The organism is Gemelliphila sp. 1F1, from assembly GCF_056897515.1.
Genome location: NZ_JBXHBE010000002.1, coordinates 249,878 through 271,531 on the forward strand (window position 1 = coordinate 249,878; position 21,654 = coordinate 271,531).

18 protein-coding genes are annotated in these 21,654 nt (G+C 27.6%); 9 read left to right on the forward strand and 9 right to left on the reverse strand.

Annotation, left to right across the window (positions count from 1 at the left end):
• Positions 1 to 254: 254 nt before the first annotated feature.
• On the reverse strand, positions 255 to 1,712 hold the full coding sequence (locus AC1XWJ_RS03420; protein ID WP_483334495.1) for a helicase HerA-like domain-containing protein: 1,458 nt from the start codon (positions 1,710 to 1,712) through the stop codon (positions 255 to 257).
• Positions 1,713 to 1,892: 180 nt separating this feature from the next.
• On the opposite strand from AC1XWJ_RS03420, the gene AC1XWJ_RS03425 reads away from it, so the two are divergent.
• From AC1XWJ_RS03425 to AC1XWJ_RS03445, 5 genes are all read left to right on the forward strand, one after another.
• Positions 1,893 to 3,641 carry a PTS mannitol transporter subunit IIBC gene (locus tag AC1XWJ_RS03425; RefSeq protein WP_483334496.1) on the forward strand — a complete coding sequence of 583 codons (1,749 nt, stop codon included), beginning with the start codon at positions 1,893 to 1,895 and terminating at the stop codon, positions 3,639 to 3,641.
• 145 nt (positions 3,642 to 3,786) lie between these two features.
• Complete coding sequence (locus AC1XWJ_RS03430; protein ID WP_483334497.1) at positions 3,787 to 5,766, forward strand: BglG family transcription antiterminator; 1,980 nt, start codon at positions 3,787 to 3,789, stop codon at positions 5,764 to 5,766.
• Positions 5,767 to 5,773: 7 nt separating this feature from the next.
• Entirely contained in the window at positions 5,774 to 6,214 is a 441-nt protein-coding gene (locus tag AC1XWJ_RS03435) for a PTS mannitol transporter subunit IIA (RefSeq protein ID WP_483334587.1), read from the forward strand.
• 15 nt (positions 6,215 to 6,229) lie between these two features.
• Positions 6,230 to 7,375, forward strand: coding sequence for a mannitol-1-phosphate 5-dehydrogenase (locus AC1XWJ_RS03440; protein ID WP_483334498.1), 1,146 nt, complete (start codon positions 6,230 to 6,232; stop codon positions 7,373 to 7,375).
• A gap of 200 nt (positions 7,376 to 7,575) precedes the next feature.
• Positions 7,576 to 8,802, forward strand: coding sequence for a hypothetical protein (locus AC1XWJ_RS03445; RefSeq protein ID WP_483334499.1), 1,227 nt, complete (start codon positions 7,576 to 7,578; stop codon positions 8,800 to 8,802).
• Positions 8,803 to 8,852: 50 nt separating this feature from the next.
• On the opposite strand, the gene AC1XWJ_RS03450 is transcribed toward AC1XWJ_RS03445, so the two are convergent.
• Together AC1XWJ_RS03450 and AC1XWJ_RS03455 are read right to left on the reverse strand one after the other, a co-directional pair.
• On the reverse strand, positions 8,853 to 9,704 hold the full coding sequence (locus tag AC1XWJ_RS03450) for a MetQ/NlpA family ABC transporter substrate-binding protein (protein WP_483334500.1): 852 nt from the start codon (positions 9,702 to 9,704) through the stop codon (positions 8,853 to 8,855).
• Between the two features lie 491 nt (positions 9,705 to 10,195).
• Positions 10,196 to 10,579, reverse strand: coding sequence for a RidA family protein (locus AC1XWJ_RS03455; protein WP_483334501.1), 384 nt, complete (start codon positions 10,577 to 10,579; stop codon positions 10,196 to 10,198).
• A gap of 125 nt (positions 10,580 to 10,704) precedes the next feature.
• On the opposite strand from AC1XWJ_RS03455, the gene AC1XWJ_RS03460 reads away from it, so the two are divergent.
• The 4 genes from AC1XWJ_RS03460 to AC1XWJ_RS03475 all read left to right on the forward strand — a co-directional run bounded on the left by AC1XWJ_RS03460 (position 10,705) and on the right by AC1XWJ_RS03475 (position 12,960).
• A complete protein-coding gene (locus AC1XWJ_RS03460) occupies positions 10,705 to 11,364 on the forward strand; it encodes a TIGR01906 family membrane protein (RefSeq protein WP_483334502.1) in 660 nt (219 codons plus the stop codon).
• A 57-nt stretch (positions 11,365 to 11,421) separates the two neighbouring features.
• On the forward strand, positions 11,422 to 11,964 hold the full coding sequence (locus tag AC1XWJ_RS03465; protein ID WP_483334503.1) for an immunoglobulin-like domain-containing protein: 543 nt from the start codon (positions 11,422 to 11,424) through the stop codon (positions 11,962 to 11,964).
• Positions 11,964 to 12,368: a phosphate-starvation-inducible protein PsiE gene (psiE, locus tag AC1XWJ_RS03470; protein WP_483334504.1), complete on the forward strand. Its 405-nt coding sequence runs from the start codon at positions 11,964 to 11,966 to the stop codon at positions 12,366 to 12,368. The genes AC1XWJ_RS03465 and psiE overlap by 1 nt, the downstream gene beginning before the upstream one ends.
• Positions 12,369 to 12,465: 97 nt before the next feature.
• Complete coding sequence (locus tag AC1XWJ_RS03475) at positions 12,466 to 12,960, forward strand: universal stress protein (protein WP_483334505.1); 495 nt, start codon at positions 12,466 to 12,468, stop codon at positions 12,958 to 12,960.
• Positions 12,961 to 13,003: 43 nt separating this feature from the next.
• On the opposite strand, the gene AC1XWJ_RS03480 is transcribed toward AC1XWJ_RS03475, so the two are convergent.
• The 6 genes from AC1XWJ_RS03480 to AC1XWJ_RS03505 form a co-directional block, all read right to left on the reverse strand.
• Positions 13,004 to 13,726 (reverse strand): class I SAM-dependent DNA methyltransferase, encoded by a 723-nt coding sequence (locus AC1XWJ_RS03480; protein WP_483334506.1) that lies wholly within the window; start codon positions 13,724 to 13,726, stop codon positions 13,004 to 13,006.
• Positions 13,727 to 14,065 (reverse strand): ribosome silencing factor, encoded by a 339-nt coding sequence (gene rsfS, locus AC1XWJ_RS03485; protein WP_483334507.1) that lies wholly within the window; start codon positions 14,063 to 14,065, stop codon positions 13,727 to 13,729.
• Between the two features lie 179 nt (positions 14,066 to 14,244).
• A complete protein-coding gene (gene gltS / locus AC1XWJ_RS03490) occupies positions 14,245 to 15,456 on the reverse strand; it encodes a sodium/glutamate symporter (protein ID WP_483334508.1) in 1,212 nt (403 codons plus the stop codon).
• A gap of 212 nt (positions 15,457 to 15,668) precedes the next feature.
• Positions 15,669 to 17,111, reverse strand: coding sequence for a pyruvate kinase (pyk, locus tag AC1XWJ_RS03495; RefSeq protein WP_483334509.1), 1,443 nt, complete (start codon positions 17,109 to 17,111; stop codon positions 15,669 to 15,671).
• Positions 17,112 to 17,164: 53 nt separating this feature from the next.
• Entirely contained in the window at positions 17,165 to 18,127 is a 963-nt protein-coding gene (gene pfkA / locus AC1XWJ_RS03500; RefSeq protein WP_483334510.1) for a 6-phosphofructokinase, read from the reverse strand.
• Between the two features lie 110 nt (positions 18,128 to 18,237).
• On the reverse strand, positions 18,238 to 21,516 hold the full coding sequence (locus tag AC1XWJ_RS03505; protein ID WP_483334511.1) for a DNA polymerase III subunit alpha: 3,279 nt from the start codon (positions 21,514 to 21,516) through the stop codon (positions 18,238 to 18,240).
• Between the last annotated feature and the right edge of the window lie 138 nt (positions 21,517 to 21,654).

Below are 21,654 nucleotides of genomic sequence, written 5' to 3' on the forward strand. Positions count from 1 at the left end.
AATTTAACGACACATATATTCAGACACACGCATTGTAGCCTTACTTATCGCAAAAGGTATACCAGTAAAAGTAATAAATAAGCGAAAGAATGGGACATTCTGACGTATTCACTACATTAAATATTTACACCCATGTAACAGAGAATATGAGGATAGATTTGAGAAAAAATTTGAGGAGTTATCCACTTTTTAGAAACTTTTTCAATCTATCCTCTCCATTAATGTTAATTTAACAATTATAAATGGATATACTTTTATTTTTTCTTCAAGATACCAAATAATCCACGAACTATTTCTTTTCCTATTGTATTAATCAGTGTATCGGCAGTTTTTTCAAATTGTGATTTTCTAGGTCTACCTACTTTAGCCGTAGTTCTCGGTTCTGTTCTTTTGCTTTCTTTTTCTACTTTTTTAGATTCAATATCATCGTTGTTACTTTCTACTTTATTAAGTAATATCTCATAAGCAGACTCCCTATCTATCATAGCTTGATATTTACTATAATAAGGAGAATTTATTATTAACTCTTTGTAGTCATTTTCTTCTAAAGCACCTATGTAAGATTCCGGTGGTCTTATATAAGCTTTTTCAACAATTTCTGGCTGACCATCTTCATTCAAACAAGAAACTAATGCTTCCCCTACTTTTAACTCTGTTAATGCTGCATTAGTATCTAAATTTGGATTAGCTCTAAACGTAGAACTAGCTAATTTAACAGCTTTTATCTCTTTTGGAGTGTAAGCTCTTAGTGCGTGCTGTATTCTATTACCAAGTTGCCCTAAAATATTTTCTGGAATATCTACTGGATTTTGTGTAACAAAATAAATACCGACACCTTTAGATCTTATTAACCTTGCAACTTGTTCTACTTTTTCTACAAATGCTTTGGGGGCATCATTAAACAATAAATGGGCTTCGTCAAAGAAAAATACCATTTTAGGTTTTTCTAAATCGCCCACTTCAGGTAATGTCTCAAATAATTCTGATAAAAACCATAATAAAAATGTTGAGTAAAGTTTAGGTGAATTAAATAATTTTTGAGCCATCAAGATATTAACATAACCTTTTCCATCATTATCAGTTTGAATAAAATCAGATAATTCTAAAGATGGTTCTCCAAAAAACTTATCCCCTCCTTGATCTTCAAGAATTAATAAGTTTCGTTGAATTGCACCTATTGATTGTTTTGTAATATTTCCATATTTCCCACTATATTCAGAACTATTTTCTGAAATGTGTTGAAGTAATGCTTTTAAATCCTTTAAGTCAATTAATAGTAACCCTTGATCATCTGCTACTCGAAAAGCTATATTTAATACTCCTGATTGTGTTTCGTTAAGTTCTAATAACCTTGATAAAAGCATTGATCCCATTTCTGAAATAGTTGCTCTTACAGGATGACCATTTTCACCAAATACATCCCAAAGCCTTATTGGATATGATTGATTACTATAGTCAGATAGTCCCAAAGTAGACACTCTTTCGGCAACTTTTCCTTCTAATATCCCCGGTTTGCTTAATGTTGCCAAATCTCCTTTAATATCTGCCAAAAATACCGGAACTCCTGCTTTACTTAGTTGCTCAGTTAAAACTTTTAATGTTATTGTTTTTCCTGTACCTGTTGCTCCTGCTATTATCCCATGACGATTAATCTTATTAAGGTACATTAATATATCTTTTTGTTCTGATTTTGCAATTTTTATTGTTGTCATAAAATTACCTCTTAAATTTAAAATATATATTTATTATACAAAAATAATGACATTGTGCATAATAAAACTATTTATTTTTGTAACATCTATATGGCAAAAATTATTTTGCCATCTTTGATATTGTTATTACTAATTTGAATTTGTATAATAAAATTATAAATAATCAAAAGGAGAAAATATATGAATAAAAAAAATAGTAATATTAAAGTTCTTATTCAAAAACTAGGAACATCTCTTTCTAGTATGGTAATGCCTAATATAGGTGCATTTATAGCTTGGGGATTAATAACTGCATTATTCATTCCAAAAGGTTTCTTACCTAACGAAAATCTTGGTAAGTTAGTAGACCCTATGATTTTCTACTTATTACCTCTATTAATTGCATATACTGCAGGATACAATATTCACGCTATGCGTGGTGGGGTTACATCTGCTATAGCTACTATGGGAGTTATAGTTGGAGCAACAGGTACTCCTATGTTCTTAGGAGCTATGTTGATGGGGCCTCTTGCTGCTATATGTATGAAAAAAATTGACGAAAAAATCCAACCAAACATTCCTACTGGATTCGAAATGTTAGTAAATAACTTTTCATTAGGTTTTATGGGATTCTTCTTATCAATTGGTGGTTTCTATGGAATAGGTCCGCTTGTAAAAGCTCTTACTTCTATCCTTGCTAAAGGAGCTGATATAATTATTAATGCCGGTCTATTACCTCTAGCTAACATTTTCATAGAACCAGCTAAAATTTTATTCTTAAATAATGCAATTAATCACGGAATTTTAACTCCGTTGGCTACTATTCAAGCTCAAGAAACTGGAAAATCTATCTTGTATTTATTAGAAGCTAATCCTGGAGTTGGTTTAGGAATTTTGTTAGCTTATATGGTATTTGGTAAAGGAAGTGCAAAATCTTCTGCATACGGAGCAGGTATTATTCACTTCTTCGGTGGTATTCACGAAATTTACTTCCCTTATATACTTATGAAACCTTCTCTTATAATAGCTGCAATAGCTGGAGGGGTGAGTGGTACTGCTACATTCCAACTTCTTGATGCTGGTCTTCGTGCTCCTGCATCACCAGGTAGTATTATTGCAATAATAGGACAAACAGCTACTGATAGTTACTTTGCTGTATCGGCTGGAGTTATCGTAGCTACTATCGTAACATTCGTTATAGCTAGTATTATTCTAAAACGTGATAAATCTTCTGAGGGAGATATAGAAGCAGCTCAAAAACAAGTACAAAATATGAAATCAGAATCTAAAGGAGAAGAAGTTGTCGTTGATAACTCTAATTCTATAAACTATAATGAAGTAGAAAAAATTATCTTTGCTTGCGATGCTGGTATGGGAAGTAGTGCTATGGGAGCTTCTATTCTTCGAGAAAAGATAAACAACGCCAAAATAGACCTACCTGTAACAAATACAGCAATTAGAAATCTTAAAGACAATGAAAGAGCAATTATCGTAACACAAAATGAACTTACACCTAGAGCACAAGGAATGAATAAAAAAGCTATTCACATTTCGGTTGATAATTTCCTAAGCTCACCTAAATACGATCAAATAGTTAATGATCTACTTAGCAAAGAAAATAACAATCCTACAGAGAAACCCAAATTAGATAACGATAATAATGAGCAGCTTAAAAACATTAAAACTATAGTTATTTTTGACGAAAATAATGTTGATAGAAAAGATATGGCAAAAGCTATATTAAACTATAAATTATCAAAATCTAATTTAAAAGTTAATATAGAAAATATTAGAATAGAAGATATTTCAAATAGCGAAAATACTCTAGTAATTTTGGAGAATAGTTCTCTACAATCTGCACAGCAAAAAAATGGTAACGTTAAGTATTATTCAATTATCAACTTATTAGAAGAGATAGAATACGATAAATTACTAGAAAAATTGAAATAACTATATTTATAGGATGGCAGACAAACTAAACGTAAAGTTTTCGTTTGCCCTTTCCTATTTTAATATATATTAATTTTTACTATATATTAGAATATCAACATATAAATGTGATAAAATTAAAAATAAAAGTGAAAGGAGTATTAGTATGATAATAAATGAAAAAGAGAAAATTATTTTAAATATATTATTAAAAAGTGATACTCCTCTCACTATAAAAGAAATATCAAAGTTATCTAAAATCAAAGAGCGCACTTTGTATCGAGAAATAAAAAATTTAAATTTGTTTTTACAAAAAAACAACTTACAATTAACTAAAAATAAATCTAAATATAGTATAGTAGGAGATACAAATAGCCTTGATAGTTCAATTTTGGATATATCTCTAGAACAAGCATACTCACAAGATACAAGAATTAATCTTATTTTATGTACTCTATTACTATCTAACGAAACATCTATTAAAGAGTTGTCAGAAAAACTTTTTATTAGTTATAATACGGTCGCAACAGTCATAACTACTACTGAACAGATTTTAAAAGATTATAAAATTACTTTAACAAGAAAAAAAGGTCAGGGTATTAGTTTAATCGGAGATACTATAGACAAGCAAATTTTACTACTATCAATACTTTGTAATGAAATTACTGATGAAGAGTTTTTCTATGCAGTTAATAAGACAGATTACTATAGCGTTAATCCTTTTATTAAATTTATAGACATAACGCTAATTAGAGAGATTTTTGTCAAAAATAAAGAAATTAATGTCTTCAATATTTACACAGATTCTAGCATAAAGAAAATTTTAATAGCAATTAATATAGCATTATTGATAAACTATGATGATAAATATACAGAAGATAAATTAGAACCTACAAATACAGAACAAAAAAATATTAAAGAATTGATAACAATATTATCTTCTCATAGCAATATATTTACTACTATATATTTTAGAAAGTATATAACAAATATTTTAAAAACTTGCAAACTCATAGAGCAAGTAACTTATGTAAATGACAAATATTCTTACACACTAATTTTCAAAGTACATACCCTAATAAACAATATTAGTAAAAAAAGTAATATTGATTTCTCAAAAGATCCTAACTTGGCTAATGGGCTAATAGCTCATATAGAATCTGCAATAAAAAGATATCAGCTAAAGCTAGTAGAAGAAAATAATGATTTACAAACCTTTGTGTTAAAAAATTACAATGAATTGTACTTAATTATAAAATCAGAATTATTGAATATTTTTGATGAAATAAACTTTAGCAGCACAGAATTAAGTTATATAGTTATCCACTTTGCATCAAGCTACGAACAAATTTATCGTGAAAACTTTGTCAGAGCGTTAGTCGTATGCTCTAGTGGTATAGGAAGTTCAAAAATATTAGGAAGTCTTATTAGAAAAAATATTCCCGAAATTAAAAATATAGAATATTCTACACATTTAAAATTAAACGAAGATATTAAAAAGAATTATGATATTATAATTTCAACTATAAAACTTCCCGAACATATTGACTATATCCTTATACCTACAATTTTGCAAGAAAAGGATATTGACAATATAAGAAAAAAACTTTTCTCTGTTAGAAGCTTTAAACAAGTTTCATATACAGAATATAACGCCGAATATAACAACCTTTTAGAAGTAGAAACTATTGTGGCTAATACAACTATACAAAATATAAAAAACAATGAAAATATAAGAGAAATTCTACAAATAGCTCTATCTTTCTTAGAGACTACAGATATAACAAGTATTGTAGACAAATTAATCGAACGACACGAAAAAAGTTCCATAGTTATCCCAAAAACTAATGTTGCTCTTTTTCATACATTAGATAACTCACTCTCAAAACCATACATAATTATATGCCCTTTAGAAAATAGACTAAGTATGATTAATGCTCTGGATGACGAAGAGGTTGTTACCCATTTATTTATTATGATTAGTCCTAACAAAAGAATATATACAGATTTACTAGGGCAAATTAGTATTGCTATTTTAGAAGATAAAAATTTGAAAGAAACTATTAAGAGTAACAAAATAGATTTTATAAAAACAAAATTAGAATTAATAATGACTAAATATTTACTACTACAAAATATGAAATAAGGAGTTTATTATGTTATTAACAGAAAAAGATATATTATTAAACCAAAAATTTTCTTCAAAAGAAGAAGCTATAAAAAAAGCAGGAGAAATTCTTGTTGACAATGGATATGTAGATACTGACTATGTAAATGCAATGCTTGATAGAGAAAATATTGTATCTACATATATGGGAAATTTTATAGCTATACCTCATGGAACAGATGAAGCAAAAAAATCAATAAAAAATACTGGAATTTCTATTATTCAAGTACCAGATGGAGTGTCATTTGCAACTCCAGACGATAAAGAGGACAAATTAGTATTCTTAATTTTCGGTATTGCCGGTAAAGACGGAGAACATTTAGAATTATTATCAAAAATAGCTATTTTCTGTTCTGAACAAGAAAATGTAGTAAAATTATACAATGCAAAAACTAAAGAAGAAATAATAAATTTATTATCAAAATAATTTAGGAGGCATAATATGAAAAATTTACATTTCGGAGCTGGAAATATCGGACGTGGATTTATTGGAGAATTATTAAATAAATCAAATTATCACGTTACTTTTGTTGATATTAATGAAAATATAGTCAACAATCTAAAAAATAGAGAAACATATACCATCAAAATATTAGATAATAATATCGAAGAAGTAGCAGTCAACAACTTTGACGCTATAAATATCTCTACGGAACAAGAAAGATTAGCGGATTATATTAATAAAGTAGATCTTATAACTACATCTATCGGCCCTAACGTCTTACCTATAATCGCTAAAAATATCGCACAAGGTCTAAAAATTAAAGTAAAATCAAACAATACAAAAATGATGGATATAATCGCTTGTGAAAATATGATTGAAGGAACATCTTTTTTGAAAAATGAGATTTTTAATCACTTAACAGAAGAAGAAAAAATATTTATCAATAAATATGTTGGCTTCCCTAACTCTGCAGTTGATAGAATAGTTCCCGCACAACAACACGAAGACGTTCTCCTTGTTGAAGTAGAAAAATTCTGTGAATGGGTAGTAGAAAAAGATAAAATAAAACTAGATAATAATAAAAATATAGAGGGTGTTAATTACGTTAATGACCTAGCACCTTTTATCGAAAGAAAGTTATTTACGGTAAATACTGGCCACGCTGCTCTAAGTTTTGTAGCAAATTATAAAGGTATAAAGTTAGTTTCCGAAGGGGCTACAGACGAAGAAGTTAGACAACACTTCATCAAAGTCTTAGAAGAAACTAGTGCATTATTAATCAAAAAATGGAATTTTTCTAAAGAAGATATGGACTCATATAGAGAAAAAACTATCAAAAGATTTGAAAATAAATTAATAGTTGATAATGTTACCAGAATTTGTAGAACACCAATTAGGAAACTAGGATATAACGAAAGATTTATTAAACCTATTCGTGAATGTGTAAATCTTAATATGCCTTATAACTCACTAGCTAAAACTTGTGCTTACATATTAAAATTTGAAGATAATAGTGACGAACAAGCTGTGAAACTACAACAACTACTAAAAGAAAAAACTGTAAAAGAGGTAATTCTAGAAATTACTGAATATAATAACAATGAACTAGAAAATATAGTAGAACATACTTACTCTAGTCTATAATAAAAAAAAGTCTGCAAATTAAATTGCAGACTTTTTACTTTTTCATACAATATATTAAATAATTTTTTACTATATTAGTTTTCTTGTAATAGACCCCAAGCTTAATTTATGATAAAATATCTATAATAAATAATATAAATATGATTTTAATAGTTGTTTCTAAAGCATTTATATTTTATTGAAAGGAAAATTTATTTATTATGTTAAAGGTTGAACATAAAATATTACAACATTTCAAGAATAATATTTTTATTTATTTTATTATAACAGTGAGTGTACTAGCTTTAGCTATAAGAATTTTTGGAAGACATTTTATTAGTGGTGATATGCTTTATTATTTATTACCTTGGTATGAAGAAGCATTAGCTAATGGTGGCATTAAATCTATCGGAACTCCTATTGGTGATTATAATATTCCTTATCAATTTTTTGTTGCTATAATTACATATATACCACTACATCCAATTACACTATATAAATTATTTTCTATATTTTTCGACTATGTATTGGCTTTTTCTGTAAGTATGTTAATTTATAAAATAATATCAAAAAATGAAACAAAAACATCAAATCAAAAATCTAAGTATATATTTTGTTTAAGCTACTTTATAATTTTATTTTTACCTACAATATGGTTAAATTCTGGATATTGGGGACAAGCTGATAGCATCTACTCTAGTTTTATTATATTGTCATTATTATTACTTATACAGCAACGATATAATCTATCATTTATTATGTTGGGTATTGCATTTGCTTTTAAATTACAAACAATTTTTATTTTACCAATATATTTCTTCCATTACTTTATTCATTGTAAATATAGTATTACTCGTTTAATAACTATTACACTTACATCATTTTATACGATGTGTATTCCTGGATTTATATTTGGTAGAAGTTTATTAGAACCATTTACAATATATCATAATCAAGCAAATCATAAATATATTTATATAAATTATCCTAGTTTTTGGGCAAGTATATCTCCATCAACCAACGAAGTATTATACCACTTGTTCAAAACAACATCTATAATATTATCTTTTTCGATTTTATTAGTATTACTATTTTATTTGATTTATAATCGTATTTCACTACTAAATTCTATTAATTTAATATATGTGAGTACATTTATTGTCTATACTCTAATACTATTTTTAGTTAATATCCATGATCGATACTCTTATATCCTAGATATATTATTTATAGTTCTTATATTTTTAGACAAAAAAATGTTTAAATATTGGATTATCCCCATTATAATTAGTTTATTAGGTTATGGGAACTATCTATTTGAAATATCAAGTATCTCTCATCAAATTCTTAGCATTTTTAATATTGCAAACTATATATTTTTTGGAATTTATATGTTTAATATATTAAGTAATAATATTTCAAAACCAACTAATAATATAAATTTTTAAAATACAAAAAACTTACATTAAGATTTCCCTCTTAATGTAAGTTTTGTTTATTATGCAGGTATTACTGCACCTTTGTATTTTTCTTTTATGTAATTTTTTGTATCTTCACTTTGTAAGTATTCTAGAATTTTTTTAGTTACTACTTTATCTTTATCTCCTTCACGAACTACAAGAATATTAGCGTAAGGATTGTTGTCTGCACTTTCTACTACTACAGAGTCAGTAACAGGGCTAATTCCTGCATCAACCGCAAAGTTAGAGTTGATAGAAATTAAATCTCCTTCATTATTATTGTAGTACTGAACCATTATTGCTGGGTCATTTTCATAATTGAATTTTAAATTTTTTGGATTTTCTGCTACATCGTCAAATGTTGCAGTGATAATATCTACACCATCTTTAACTTTTACTAATCCATTATCTTGCAATAATTTTAATACTCTTCCCCACTCTGCTTTGTTATTACTCACTAATACTGTAGCGCCATCAGATAACTCTGATAAACTTTTTACTTTTTTAGAATAAAGTCCTATAGGCTCAATATGCACTGATCCTGCATCTTCTATCTTATATCCATTTTCTTTAATTGAATTATTTAAGAATGGTACGTGTTGGAAATAATTCAAATCTATTTCTTTTTCTGCTAAGTTTTTATTAGGTAAATAATAATCTTGATATGTTATTATATCTAATTTTATACCTTCTTTTTCCAATTTAGGTGCAATATATTCTAATAATTCTGCGTGTGGAACGTTAGTTGCCCCTATTTTTACTGTTACAGGTTTGTTAGGATCTAAGCTATCTACGTTAATTCCTGCTTTATCACTACTACTTGAAGAAGAACACCCAATAAGTGTAAATGTTAATATAAATGCTGTCGCTAATGCTAATAATTTTTTCATACTTTATTTTCCTTTCTAAATTACAATATTTTTAGTAGATATATTTTGTAAAAATAAAACGCCCCTACTCTCTAACGAGAATAAGGGCGAAATTAATTTCACGGTACCACCTTAATTTTTCACACGAAGTGAACTCTGCCACCACTAATAACATATCTAGAATTTAGTTACTAATAGTGTGTGTTTATAACGGAACACAACTCCGAAAAAAGCTCATAAAATACTCACTCTTTTTACCGCTCAAACCATTTTCATAAATCTTCTACATTGTGTAATTTCAGCTACATACACTCTCTGGTAAATGATCAGATAAATTACTTATTTGAACATTGGCTTCTTATATCTAACTTGACTATAATATATCATTTGAAAATATAAATGTCAATACATTTTTTAAAAAATTTTATATATTTTTTAAAAATTATCATTTTTTTGTATTTAATTTACTGAAAATTAATAATTGTAGTAATTACAATCTTATTTTATTAAATTTAATTCTTTTCCACTGCAATAACTTCTATCTCTATTTTCGCTCCTAACGGTAAAGCCGCTACTTCAAATGCTGATCTAGCTGGTAATACATCGTTAAACTGTTCTGCATAAATTTTATTAACTTCTGCAAAATCATTTATATCAGCTAATAAAACTAGAGTTTTTACTATATGATTCATCGAACTACCAGCTTCTTCTAATACTGCCTCTATATTTCTAAAAACTTGCTTTGCTTCTTCTAATACTCCTCCATCTACTAACTTTCCTACTTGTGGATCAATTCCTAACTGACCAGAACAAAAGATTAAATTTCCTACTTTGTTAGCTTGAACATAAGGTCCAACAGCTTTAGGTGCTTTATCAGTATTTACTTTTTTTATCATAATCTTCTCCTTAGTATATAATTTATAATAAAATTATATCTTATATTGTTAAGGTTTTCAACTATTAAATTTTGTTGTATTTTGCTATAATATGTCTTATTAATAAGCATTTTACAGGAGAATATATGAACAAGCATTTTTCGAATTTTCTTATATATACACAATTATATACTTTGTTTACATCCATAATTTTTTGGATTATCCTTACTATTCCTTTCAATAATAATATTTACAAAAATTTCTATTTAGACGATAATACAGCGTACAATTTAGAAATAACGACTGAGCAATTATTAAATTATACAGAAAATTTGTTAAGCTACATAAAAAACAATACACCTTTAGATAACAGTTGGTTTACACAAAAAGATATACTACATATGCTAGATGTTAGAAATCTTTATACAACAAGCCTTAACTTTACAATTATTCTAACTGCATTATTTTTATTGACTACATTTATATTATTAATTTTCGACAATCATTATTGGTATAAAGTAACAAAGAAATTTAAAGGAACTTTTATTGTTTTTATTATTTTTTTAATTTCACTGTCATTAATTGTAACTATAAACTTTAACTATTTTTGGATTAAGTTTCACGAACTAATTTTTACAAATGATCTATGGCTACTAGCTCCTGAAGAATCTAATTTAATAAAAATGTTCCCCGAAAACTTTTTCTACTCACTCGTAACTAAAATAATTGTAATTATACTATTAGTATTTTCAATTTTAGCAGTTATAAATTTTGTCTTGTTGAAGAAACTAAAAATTAAAAAATAAGTATTATTATGATATAATTATTAAGTTAATTTATTTGAATTTGCGAAAGGAGATATTATGAGCGAACAAAAGAACAAAGGTGTTATAACAGAAGAAAAAGTTGTCTTTCGTGTTTGTGATGAATGCCTAGGAGTTAATTTAAGAACATTAATACCTAAATTACAGAAAAAAGCACCTAATGCCGAGTTTGTAATAGGATGCCAATCATACTGCGGTCCGGGAAGAAAACAAACTTTTACGTTAGTTAATAGTAGAATTTGTATTGCTGATACAGAAATTGAATTAATGCCACTAGTTGATGAAAAACTAAAGGAAAAAGTTTCAGCAGAAGATGAAGAAAAATATAGAAAAAGAATGCAACGTCGTTTAGAGAGAACATTTTATTTCGTTGTTCCAGAAAACTCAACAATTAAATTAGGAGAATCTTTTGAGGTTAATAAAGAAGGAGTGATCGCAAGAAAAGCAAGTGTTTCTTATTTAGATAAAGTTACAGTAACTTCTAATGTCAATACGTCTAGCAAAGGAGAATATGAAGTAATATATTCTGTAGAAATAGATGGCAAAAATTATGTTAGAAGGAGAATAATAACTGTTGAATAATGAAAAAATTTGAAGAATATAATAAAAAATTATCAAATACAATTTTAATATTAATGAACATAGCTTTATTATTTATAGCTTTATCGCTATGCGTACTATTGCTCTTTGAAGCGTGGAAAATAATTAAACTTAGTATATATCCTAATGATAACAATATCTTTAAAGTTATAGAAGAAATTATCTTATTTTTCTTATATTTTGAATTTATAGCGTTGATAGTTAAATATTTCAAAAGTAATTCTCATTTTCCTTTGAGATATTTTATCTATATTGGAATAACTGCTGTAATAAGATTAATTATAGTCGATCATGATACAGCATTAAATGTCTTAATATGGTCTGGATCTATTTTTCTTTTATCATGTAGCTTAGCTATAGTAAATAAATTTGTTAAACACGATTAAATATTGATATATCTTATATTAGAAACATTGAAAAACGCTTTACATTTTTCCTAACTATGATATAATAAAATTATACAAAGATAGGAGGTATCTTATTATGGAAAATAAATATTCTAACATTTTGGTCGCAGTTGATGGTTCTAAACAAGCGGAATGGGCATTCAGAAATGCAGTAGCTATATCAAGAAGAAACGAAGGCTCAAAACTATTCGTAGCCTCTGTTATTGACTCTACTATAGCAACTTCTGGACTTTCTGATCCTTATATTTTTAACTCTTTCTACAAAAAAACTAAAGAATTGGTAGAGAGTTATGTTCGTGTCGCCAAAGAATCTGGATTAAACAATGTAGAAGGAATAGTTGAACAAGGTGTCCCTAAAGTTGTTCTTAGTGAAGATATAGTTGAAGAAAAAAATATTGATTTAATTGTATGTGGATCTTCTGGTCTTACAGGATTCAAGAGAATGATTATGGGTTCTGTTTCTGAAGGAATAGTACGCTATGCTAAGTCTGATGTAATTATTATCAAGCAACAATCTATTCCAAAAGATTTTACTCCAGAGATTGCTTTAGAATTTCAAAAAGAAGATTAATAAATTTTACAAAAAGGAGAAGAAATATATTTCTTCTCCTTTTTTATTGTTTTTCACAAATATAGATAATTCTTTCTGAACTGTTATAATCTTTATTATCTCTATCAAAATCACAAAAATAATCCTTTATTTCAAAACCTGTAGAAATCAAAATATCATTAACATCAGATATATTATACGTTCGTTGCCTTTGAAATTCATATAACTTCTTATAAAGATTATTTTTATCTTTTAAAAAGAACGTTATCTCACTCTCTACTTCTAATGGATTTTCCGTAGGATATGTGAACCATATATAATTTATATCATCTTCTTCATAAGCATATAACTTAGCATCAAGCATCTCATTAATTTTATATGGTGTATGCAGATCAAAAATAAATTTTCCCCCGCTCTCCAAACTATCAAAAACATTCTTTATAGCAGTTTTTAGCTGTTCAATATTTTCTAAATAATTTAAGACGTCAAATGTACTAACTACAAAATCAAAATTTTGATTGATTTGTTTAATATCTAATAAATCTATTGCAAAATATTGTGCTTTAGGATATTTATTGTTAGCTATAGCTAACATTTCTTCACTCTTGTCAACTCCATACACTTTCCCATAATTTGCCAAGTATCCTATCAACGTTCCGCTACCACAACCTAAATCAAGAATTAGCAGATTTTCTTTACCTACTAATTCTTGTGTTATAATCTCTTTATAAGTAGTATAATCAACATCCATCAATCTATCATATACAACACTTAAATTTTTATACATTTAAACCTCCTTAATAGGATGCTTTTCAAATAAATTGTCAATTTGATAGTATTCTCTATCATCTCTAGTCATAATATTTACTATTATATCTCCAAGATCAATAAGGACCCATTTTGCTTCTCTTATTCCTTCTATGCTATATATAGTTCCATTTTGTTCTTGTACTTTTTCTTTGACTTCGTTAGCTATAGCTTCTACTTGGCGATTAGTAGGTGCATGACAAACTACACAATAATCATATAACATTCCTGCATCAGTTAAATCATAAGCTACTATATCGTAACCATGTTTTTCATAACAAGCATCTACTACCGTTGTTAATAATTTCTCTACTGCCATTTGTTCTCTCTTTCTAAAAAATTTTTGTTACCATTTATAAATATATTAAATTACTAAAACAATTATACAATGAAATATTGATAAAATCAATATATGGAACATCCTGATGGATTACAAAGAAACTTGTACAAAATAAAAATAGTTAGAAGTCATTAAACTCCTAACTAAAATACATAATTTTAAGATAACCAAGAGAAGAAACTACTTATTATAGCTACATTAAAGAAATCTATAAATAATGCTCCTACTATTGGTAAGACAAAGAACGCTAAATTAGAATATACATATTTGTCACTAACGCTCTGCATATTAGCAATTCCATTTGGAGTTGCCCCTAAGGAAAATCCGATATGCCCAGAAGATAAAACTGCTGCATCATAATTGCTTCCCATAACTTTGAATGTTACAAAATAACAATAAGCAAAAGCAAGTATAGCTTGTGAAGCTAGTAGTAAACTTAACGAACCTGCTACTCCTGATAGTTCCCATAATTTTAAAGTCATCATTGCAATTCCTAAAAAAATATTCAAGGACACATCTTCTAAAATTCTTATTTCTTCATAATGAACATCAAATTTTGAAGTGTAATCTGAAATATTTCTAATTATTGCTGCTATTACCATAGGCCCTATGTAACTAGGAAAACTTAAATATTGATTTAAAAATGTAGACAGATAACTACCTAAAAACATAGAAAATAAAATAATAAAAAATGCCTTAGCAAAATTATCTCCATCTAATTTTTTTATATTATTATCGAATAAAAATTCGTCATTTTTTAATTTATCTACAGAAGAATTTTCTGTTTTAATATCTATATTTTTTCTTTTGATTAAAGCATTAGCTAGAGGGCCTCCTAAGCTTGAACCCGCTATTAAACCAAACGTAGCAGCTGCTATTGCTATACTTTGAGCTCCGCTTAGCCCCATATCTTCTACTATTGGTGCCATAGCTGCAGCAGTACCATGTCCTCCAGTCATTGCTATAGAACCTGTTAGTAGTGCTAAAAATTCATTAACACCTAAAACTTTTCCGATACCTAATGCTACAACATTCTGTAAAATAACTAAACCTATTGTAGCAAATAAAAATAATACTACTTTTCGTCCACCGACTTTTAACAGACGCCAACTAGCATTAAATCCTATACTGGTAAAAAATACTGTCATAAAAAACTTTTGTAATGTTGTATCAAAATTAAAGCTTAATAGTCCCATTTTATTCACTAGCAAATGAATTATCGAAAATAAAAATCCACCTATAACGGGAGAAGGAATACAATAAACTTCAAAAAACTTAACCTTTGTTCTCAATATTCTTCCTACGATCAAAACTATTACAGCTAAACCGATAGTTTGAATCATATCCATATTAATAGTATATATTGTCATTGCTGTACCTCCTTATATAATTTATTAATATTTTAATAAAATATGTATCTATGCTCAAATATGCGTTATTTTTTCTAACAGAAGATGTTAGATTTTATATGATAAAACTTTCATTAAGAAAATAAAAATAGTGGCTTTTTAGAACAAATTCTTCAATATGCCACTATTTTCAATTTTTAATTATATAATAAATATTTTAAATTCAAATAATATTAATCAATTACAGAAACTTTAATAAAGTTTGTAGTACCTACGCTACTTTTCGCTGTATTAACAGGTATACCTCCAGTTATAATTATTGCATCATCTTTCTTAGCATATCCTGCTTCAACTGCGATTTCTCTAGCTGTATCTAACATATTATCAGTAGATGTTACTTGATGTGATACTTTAGCGTCTACTCCCCATACTAAGCTTAAACTTCTTGCTACTTTTTCACTAGGTGTAACAGCTAATATTGCTGCATTTGGTCTATACTTAGATATTAATCTAGCAGTTTGCCCAGATTCTGTATACGTTACTATTGTATGTAAATCTAAATTAAGAGCTGTGTAACCTACAGAAATCCCTATAGCATTTGTTATATCAGTATCTTGTACTTTTCTAGCACGTTCTTTAATAATGTTTGAATAATCTTGCATATCTTCTGCACGTTGCGCTATCGTTGCCATAGTTTCTACAGATTCTACTGGATAAGCACCTGCAGCTGATTCTCCTGATAACATTATTGCATCTGTTCCATCAAATATTGCATTAGCAACATCTGATACTTCCGCACGTGTCGGACGAGGATTTTTCTGCATTGAATCTAACATTTGAGTAGCTGTAATTACAAATTTACCAGCTTTGTTACAACGACGAATAATATCTTTTTGGATAATAGGTACTTCTTCTGCTGGTACCTCTACTCCTAAATCACCACGAGCAATCATTATACCATCAGAAACTTCAATAATTTCATCAATGTTATCTATAGCTTCTTGACATTCAATTTTAGGTATAATTTGTACATATTCACAACCTTCTTCTTTAAGAATGCGTCTAACTTCTAGAACATTTTCTTTTGTACGGACAAATGATGCTGCTACAAAATCTATATCTTGAGAACATCCAAATCTTATATCTTGTTCATCTTTTTCTGTAATACCTGGTAACTTTGTAGATACACCTGGTACATTAACACCTTTTTTATCTTTAAGAACTCCACCATTTTGAACAGTTGTATATATAAGACCTTCTGCCACATCTACTTTATTTACTGTAAGACCTATTAAACCATCGTCAAGTAAAATAGTATCTCCAGCTTTAACATCATGTACCAATTCTTGATAAGTAATAGAGAATTTTTCTGGAGTTCCTAACACTTCAGTCATAGATACTATAACATCTTTACCTTTTTCTAATAAGATTGCTCCGTTTTCCATTTGATTAGTTCTAATTTCTGGACCTTTAGTATCTAATAAAATTGCAAGATTTTTTCCGTTTTCTTCTCTAACTTCTTTTATAGTTTTAATTCTCGCAGCGTGTTCTTCATAATCTCCATGAGAGAAGTTAAGACGACACACATTCATTCCTAAATCTAACATTTTTGTTAAAGTTTCTTTTGATTCTGATTTTGGTCCTATTGTACAAATTATTTTAGTTTTTTTTGCCATTTCTTTAATTACCTCTTTTACAATATTTTTATATTATTATTTAAAAATTTTTACTATATTGATAATTGTTTTGATACTTCATACATTTCTAAATCAACTGTATGTGTATCTTCAAAAACGTCTTCGAATCTAGTACTCGTTAATCTATTATTTTGAATACCTACAGCTCTTCCTGATGATCCTGCTAAAAGTAATTGAACTGCATAATTACCTAATCTTGAAGCAAGAACTCTATCCATTGCACTAGGTGTTCCCCCACGTTGAATATGTCCTAGAATAGTATATTTAACATCTTCATTATATTTTTCTTTCATAATTTTTGCTAATTCTTGAGCTGACATAACTCCTTCTGCCAAAACTATAATAGAATGTTTTTTACCGCGTGATTCAGCATAACGAACACGTTCCATAACTTCTTCTATATCTTCGGTTTTTTCTGGGATTAAGATAGATTCTGATCCTCCCGCAATACCTGCCATAAGAGCTAAATCACCAGCATTACGTCCCATAACTTCTATAATAAATGTTCTTTCATGACTTGACGCAGTATCACGTACCTTGTCTATGGCATCTATAATTGTATTTAATGCAGTATCAAATCCTATAGTAAAATCAGTTCCATTAATATCATTATCTATAGTACCTGGAACTCCTATAGTTTTAATATCCATTTCGTTACTAAGAGCCATAGCACCTCTATATGACCCATCTCCACCTACAACTACTAAACCATCAATTCCTAATTCTTGTAAATTTTTAATTGCAACTTTTCTTACTTCAGGATCAGCAAATTCTGGCAAACGTGCTGAGTAAAGAAAAGTTCCTCCTCTGTTGATGATATTACCTACATCACCTACTTCTAATTTTTTTATATTACCTGATACCATACCCTTGTACCCTTGATAAACTCCATACACTTCTAACCCATTGTATATTGCTGTTCTTACAACCGCTCGAACAGCAGCATTCATACCTGGTGCGTCTCCTCCACTTGTTAAAACTGCAATTTTTTTCATTTTAAAATACCTCTTAAAAATTTATTATACGTATATTACAATAACATACTTTTCATAATTTTTCTAGTAAAAACATAAAAAAATTGTTTAAATTTGTTTGATTTTATTTTTTACTTATAACTTAATTTAATAGACTTGTTAGGGAGCTTACTTAAATATTCTCGAACAAATAAATGTTCGTTTCGGACAGATAATACTTTGGTGTTATTATTTTCATTTTTAAAAATACAAATTAACTTTACGCTTCCATTTGGAGCAATATAACTTTTTATAAATTCTTCATTATCATTATCTACAAGAACATAAATTTGTTTGATATTATTCAAACAGTATTCTTCATAATTTTTTAAGGTTGTCATTTTTTCTAATATGTACTGCATTTTATTATTTCTAAATTGTGGTTTAACTGATAAAACTAAAAACGAATGTCTTTTTAATAAGGAGCTTGCATATTTATAAATATTAGGAAATACTGTAACAGAGTAATCTGATTTCCCATCATTAACAGTTAAAAACGCCATAGATTCACCCTTTTTGGTTGTAATTTCTTGTATAGATATTATTTCTACATAACTGTCACTCTCTTTATCTGATAAATATTTCAGTGGTAAATAATAATATTTTTCTTTATCAACTTGTACAGGATGTTTCAAAAAATATGTTCCAGTTACTTCTTTTTCCATCTTAATTTTTTCCTGAACAGAATAATCTTCAACTTCCTCTACTTTAAGAGTTAGTCCACTAATACTGTTAATTGCCAAACGAACTTCTCCAATATTATCTCTATTGTCATTATAGTATTCTTTAACTTTATTCATCAAGGTTGCCCTGTTATAACCAAAGATATCCAATGCTCCTGACTTTACCAAAGAAACTGCTGCTTGGTAATCAACTTTTTTCTCCATCCTTCGCAAAAAATCATCTATACTTTGATATTTTCCGTAATTTTTTCTATCGTTTACTATCTCACTTGCAGATCTCCAACCAACATTTTTTATAGCTACTAGAGAAAATATTATGTTATCTTTAAACACTGTAAAATTTACTTCACTAACATTGACATCTGGTTTTAATAGTTTTATTCCTACATTATTTAATTCTTGCTTATACTCATTAATTTTTTTCTCACTACTTATAACATTATTTAATAAGAAAGTCATAAAATACTTAGTGTAATAAACTTTTAAATAAGCTAACTTGTAAGCTAACATACTATATACTACTGCATGCGATTTATTAAAACCGTAATTAGCAAAAGTTACAATTAAATCAAATATTTTTTCTGCGATATTTTTATCATATCCAGATTCCACTGATTTATCTATAAATATCTTTCCATATTTTTCTAAATCTTCTTTTTTCTTTTTGCTAACTGCTCTTCGCATATTATCTGCTTCTGATAAGGTCATGTGTGCAAAGTTAACAGCTATTAACATTATTTGCTCCTGATAAACTATAACACCATAAGTATCTTTTAATATTTTTTCTAACTTAGGATGTAAGTAATCCACAACCTCTTCTTTATGCTTTCTCTTAACATAAGTATCTATTTGAGCCATTGGTCCTGGCCTATAAAGAGCATTCATAGCCACTATATCATTAAATTCAGTAGGCTTTAATAACCGTAATTTTTCTTTCATTCCACTTGATTCAAATTGGAATATTCCTTCTGTTTTTCCAACACTAAATAATTCATAAATTTTATTATCTGTATAACTTATATTATCTATTGAGAAATTAGTGTCTGTTTTCTTTATTTCTTTAACAATATTATCGACCATTGTTAGATATCTAATACCTAAAAAATCTATTTTTAATAGTCCGATATATTCTAAATCATCCATAGTCCATTGCGTTAAATATTTTGTTACATTTGCCTTTTCTAAAGCTGTATATTCTACTAAATTTTTAATATCACTTATAACAACTCCGGCCGCATGAACAGACTTATTTCTTGGTAGATTTTCCAAACTACACGCAACCTTGAACCATCTTGAATTTTGATCCGATTGATTTACAAATTGTCTTAGTTCACTACTATCATTATAGCACTCCATCAATGTTTTATTAGAGCTAAGTAATGTACTTATTAATTTTAAATTACTTTCTGAAAACTGTAATATTCTAGCACTCTCTCGTGCTGCACTTTTAGTTTGAAAAGTAGTAAAAGTAATAATTTGTGCTACTTTATCAGCTCCGTATTTTTTTTCAACATATTTTATTACTTCATCCCTTCTCGTATCCTGAAAATCAATATCTATATCCGGCATAGATATTCTATCTTTGTTTAGAAATCTTTCGAAAAGTAAATTATACTCTAACGGATCTGCTTCTGTAATATTTAATAAATAACAAACTAAACTTCCTGCTGCACTACCACGTCCAGCACCAACATATATCCCATTATCTTTGGCATATTTAACAAAGTCATAAACTATAAGAAAGTAATCAGCAAATCCCATTTCGGCTATCACTTTTAATTCATAGTCAAATCTTTTTTTGTAAGTATACATATCCTTACCTAATAATTTTTGTTTAGCTCCTTTTATTACTAAGTAAGTTAAGTATTCTATACTAGATTTATCTTTAAATATAGCTTCTTGTTCTCCATAAACATATTTAGGAAGATGATATTCTCCAAAGTTTAAAGTGTAGTTAATCTTAGAAACTAATATATTCTGATTTACTAATGCTTTTTTAATTAATTCTTTTTCTTCGAAATTTAAAATATTGTTATATACTTTCAAAAAATCTTCTTTAGTATATACAAATTCTTCTCCAGTAGTTATTATTAAATCGTCAATATTTAATTTACTGTTTTCCTTAATTGCTCGTGCTACAATTAACGGTTGATAATTATCATTATTTAAGTAATAACTAGCTTTATTATAAATTATATTATCTATGTTTTTATAAATAATATGATTATACTTTTCATTGTATCCAAAGTAATAATCAAATTTTTTAAATTGGTTTTCAATATCTTTACATTTCTCTATACTACTTATTTCATCAGGAATTACTAAAGTACAGTCATTTTTATATTGTTCCAAGATTTCTAATAACTCTTCTAAATACAGCTCATTTTCATCGGTTTGCAGACGTGTTGATATTTTTAACAATGCTTGAAACATTTTTTCGCTACGACATAATATATTAATACGTAAAAAATTTAACTCATAGCTTACTCTTGCTTCTAATGCATGAATTAATTTAATATTATATTTTTTAGCATAACGATAACTTTTTATAGCAGAATGCATATTAGGATCAGTTATACATAATGCATCTATTCCATTATTTTTTAATTTTAAAAATAGTTCTTCTAATTTTATAGTACTATTTAATAAATCGTAACAGCTATGTACTTCTAAATTGTAATATCTCATAAATTCCACGTCCTTTCATTAATAAATTATACTATATAGAGCTAATCTTTTCAAAACTATAACCCAATTAAAAAAGAGTAATACGAATCTATCATACTACTCTTTCTCTATTTCTCTATTACAAAATATTTATAATTT

Excerpts from the sequence above, each read along its gene's own strand:
- AC1XWJ_RS03420 (WP_483334495.1), bottom strand. The coding sequence starts at position 1,712 with ATGACAACAATAAAAATTGCAAAATCAGAACAAAAAGATATATTAATG.
- AC1XWJ_RS03425 (WP_483334496.1), top strand. The coding sequence starts at position 1,893 with ATGAATAAAAAAAATAGTAATATTAAAGTTCTTATTCAAAAACTAGGA.
- AC1XWJ_RS03430 (WP_483334497.1), top strand. The coding sequence starts at position 3,787 with ATGATAATAAATGAAAAAGAGAAAATTATTTTAAATATATTATTAAAA.
- AC1XWJ_RS03440 (WP_483334498.1), top strand. The coding sequence starts at position 6,230 with ATGAAAAATTTACATTTCGGAGCTGGAAATATCGGACGTGGATTTATT.
- AC1XWJ_RS03445 (WP_483334499.1), top strand. The coding sequence starts at position 7,576 with ATGTTAAAGGTTGAACATAAAATATTACAACATTTCAAGAATAATATT.
- AC1XWJ_RS03450 (WP_483334500.1), bottom strand. The coding sequence starts at position 9,704 with ATGAAAAAATTATTAGCATTAGCGACAGCATTTATATTAACATTTACA.
- AC1XWJ_RS03455 (WP_483334501.1), bottom strand. The coding sequence starts at position 10,579 with ATGATAAAAAAAGTAAATACTGATAAAGCACCTAAAGCTGTTGGACCT.
- AC1XWJ_RS03460 (WP_483334502.1), top strand. The coding sequence starts at position 10,705 with ATGAACAAGCATTTTTCGAATTTTCTTATATATACACAATTATATACT.
- AC1XWJ_RS03465 (WP_483334503.1), top strand. The coding sequence starts at position 11,422 with ATGAGCGAACAAAAGAACAAAGGTGTTATAACAGAAGAAAAAGTTGTC.
- psiE (WP_483334504.1), top strand. The coding sequence starts at position 11,964 with ATGAAAAAATTTGAAGAATATAATAAAAAATTATCAAATACAATTTTA.
- AC1XWJ_RS03475 (WP_483334505.1), top strand. The coding sequence starts at position 12,466 with ATGGAAAATAAATATTCTAACATTTTGGTCGCAGTTGATGGTTCTAAA.
- AC1XWJ_RS03480 (WP_483334506.1), bottom strand. The coding sequence starts at position 13,726 with ATGTATAAAAATTTAAGTGTTGTATATGATAGATTGATGGATGTTGAT.
- rsfS (WP_483334507.1), bottom strand. The coding sequence starts at position 14,065 with ATGGCAGTAGAGAAATTATTAACAACGGTAGTAGATGCTTGTTATGAA.
- gltS (WP_483334508.1), bottom strand. The coding sequence starts at position 15,456 with ATGACAATATATACTATTAATATGGATATGATTCAAACTATCGGTTTA.
- pyk (WP_483334509.1), bottom strand. The coding sequence starts at position 17,111 with ATGGCAAAAAAAACTAAAATAATTTGTACAATAGGACCAAAATCAGAA.
- pfkA (WP_483334510.1), bottom strand. The coding sequence starts at position 18,127 with ATGAAAAAAATTGCAGTTTTAACAAGTGGAGGAGACGCACCAGGTATG.
- AC1XWJ_RS03505 (WP_483334511.1), bottom strand. The coding sequence starts at position 21,516 with ATGAGATATTACAATTTAGAAGTACATAGCTGTTACGATTTATTAAAT.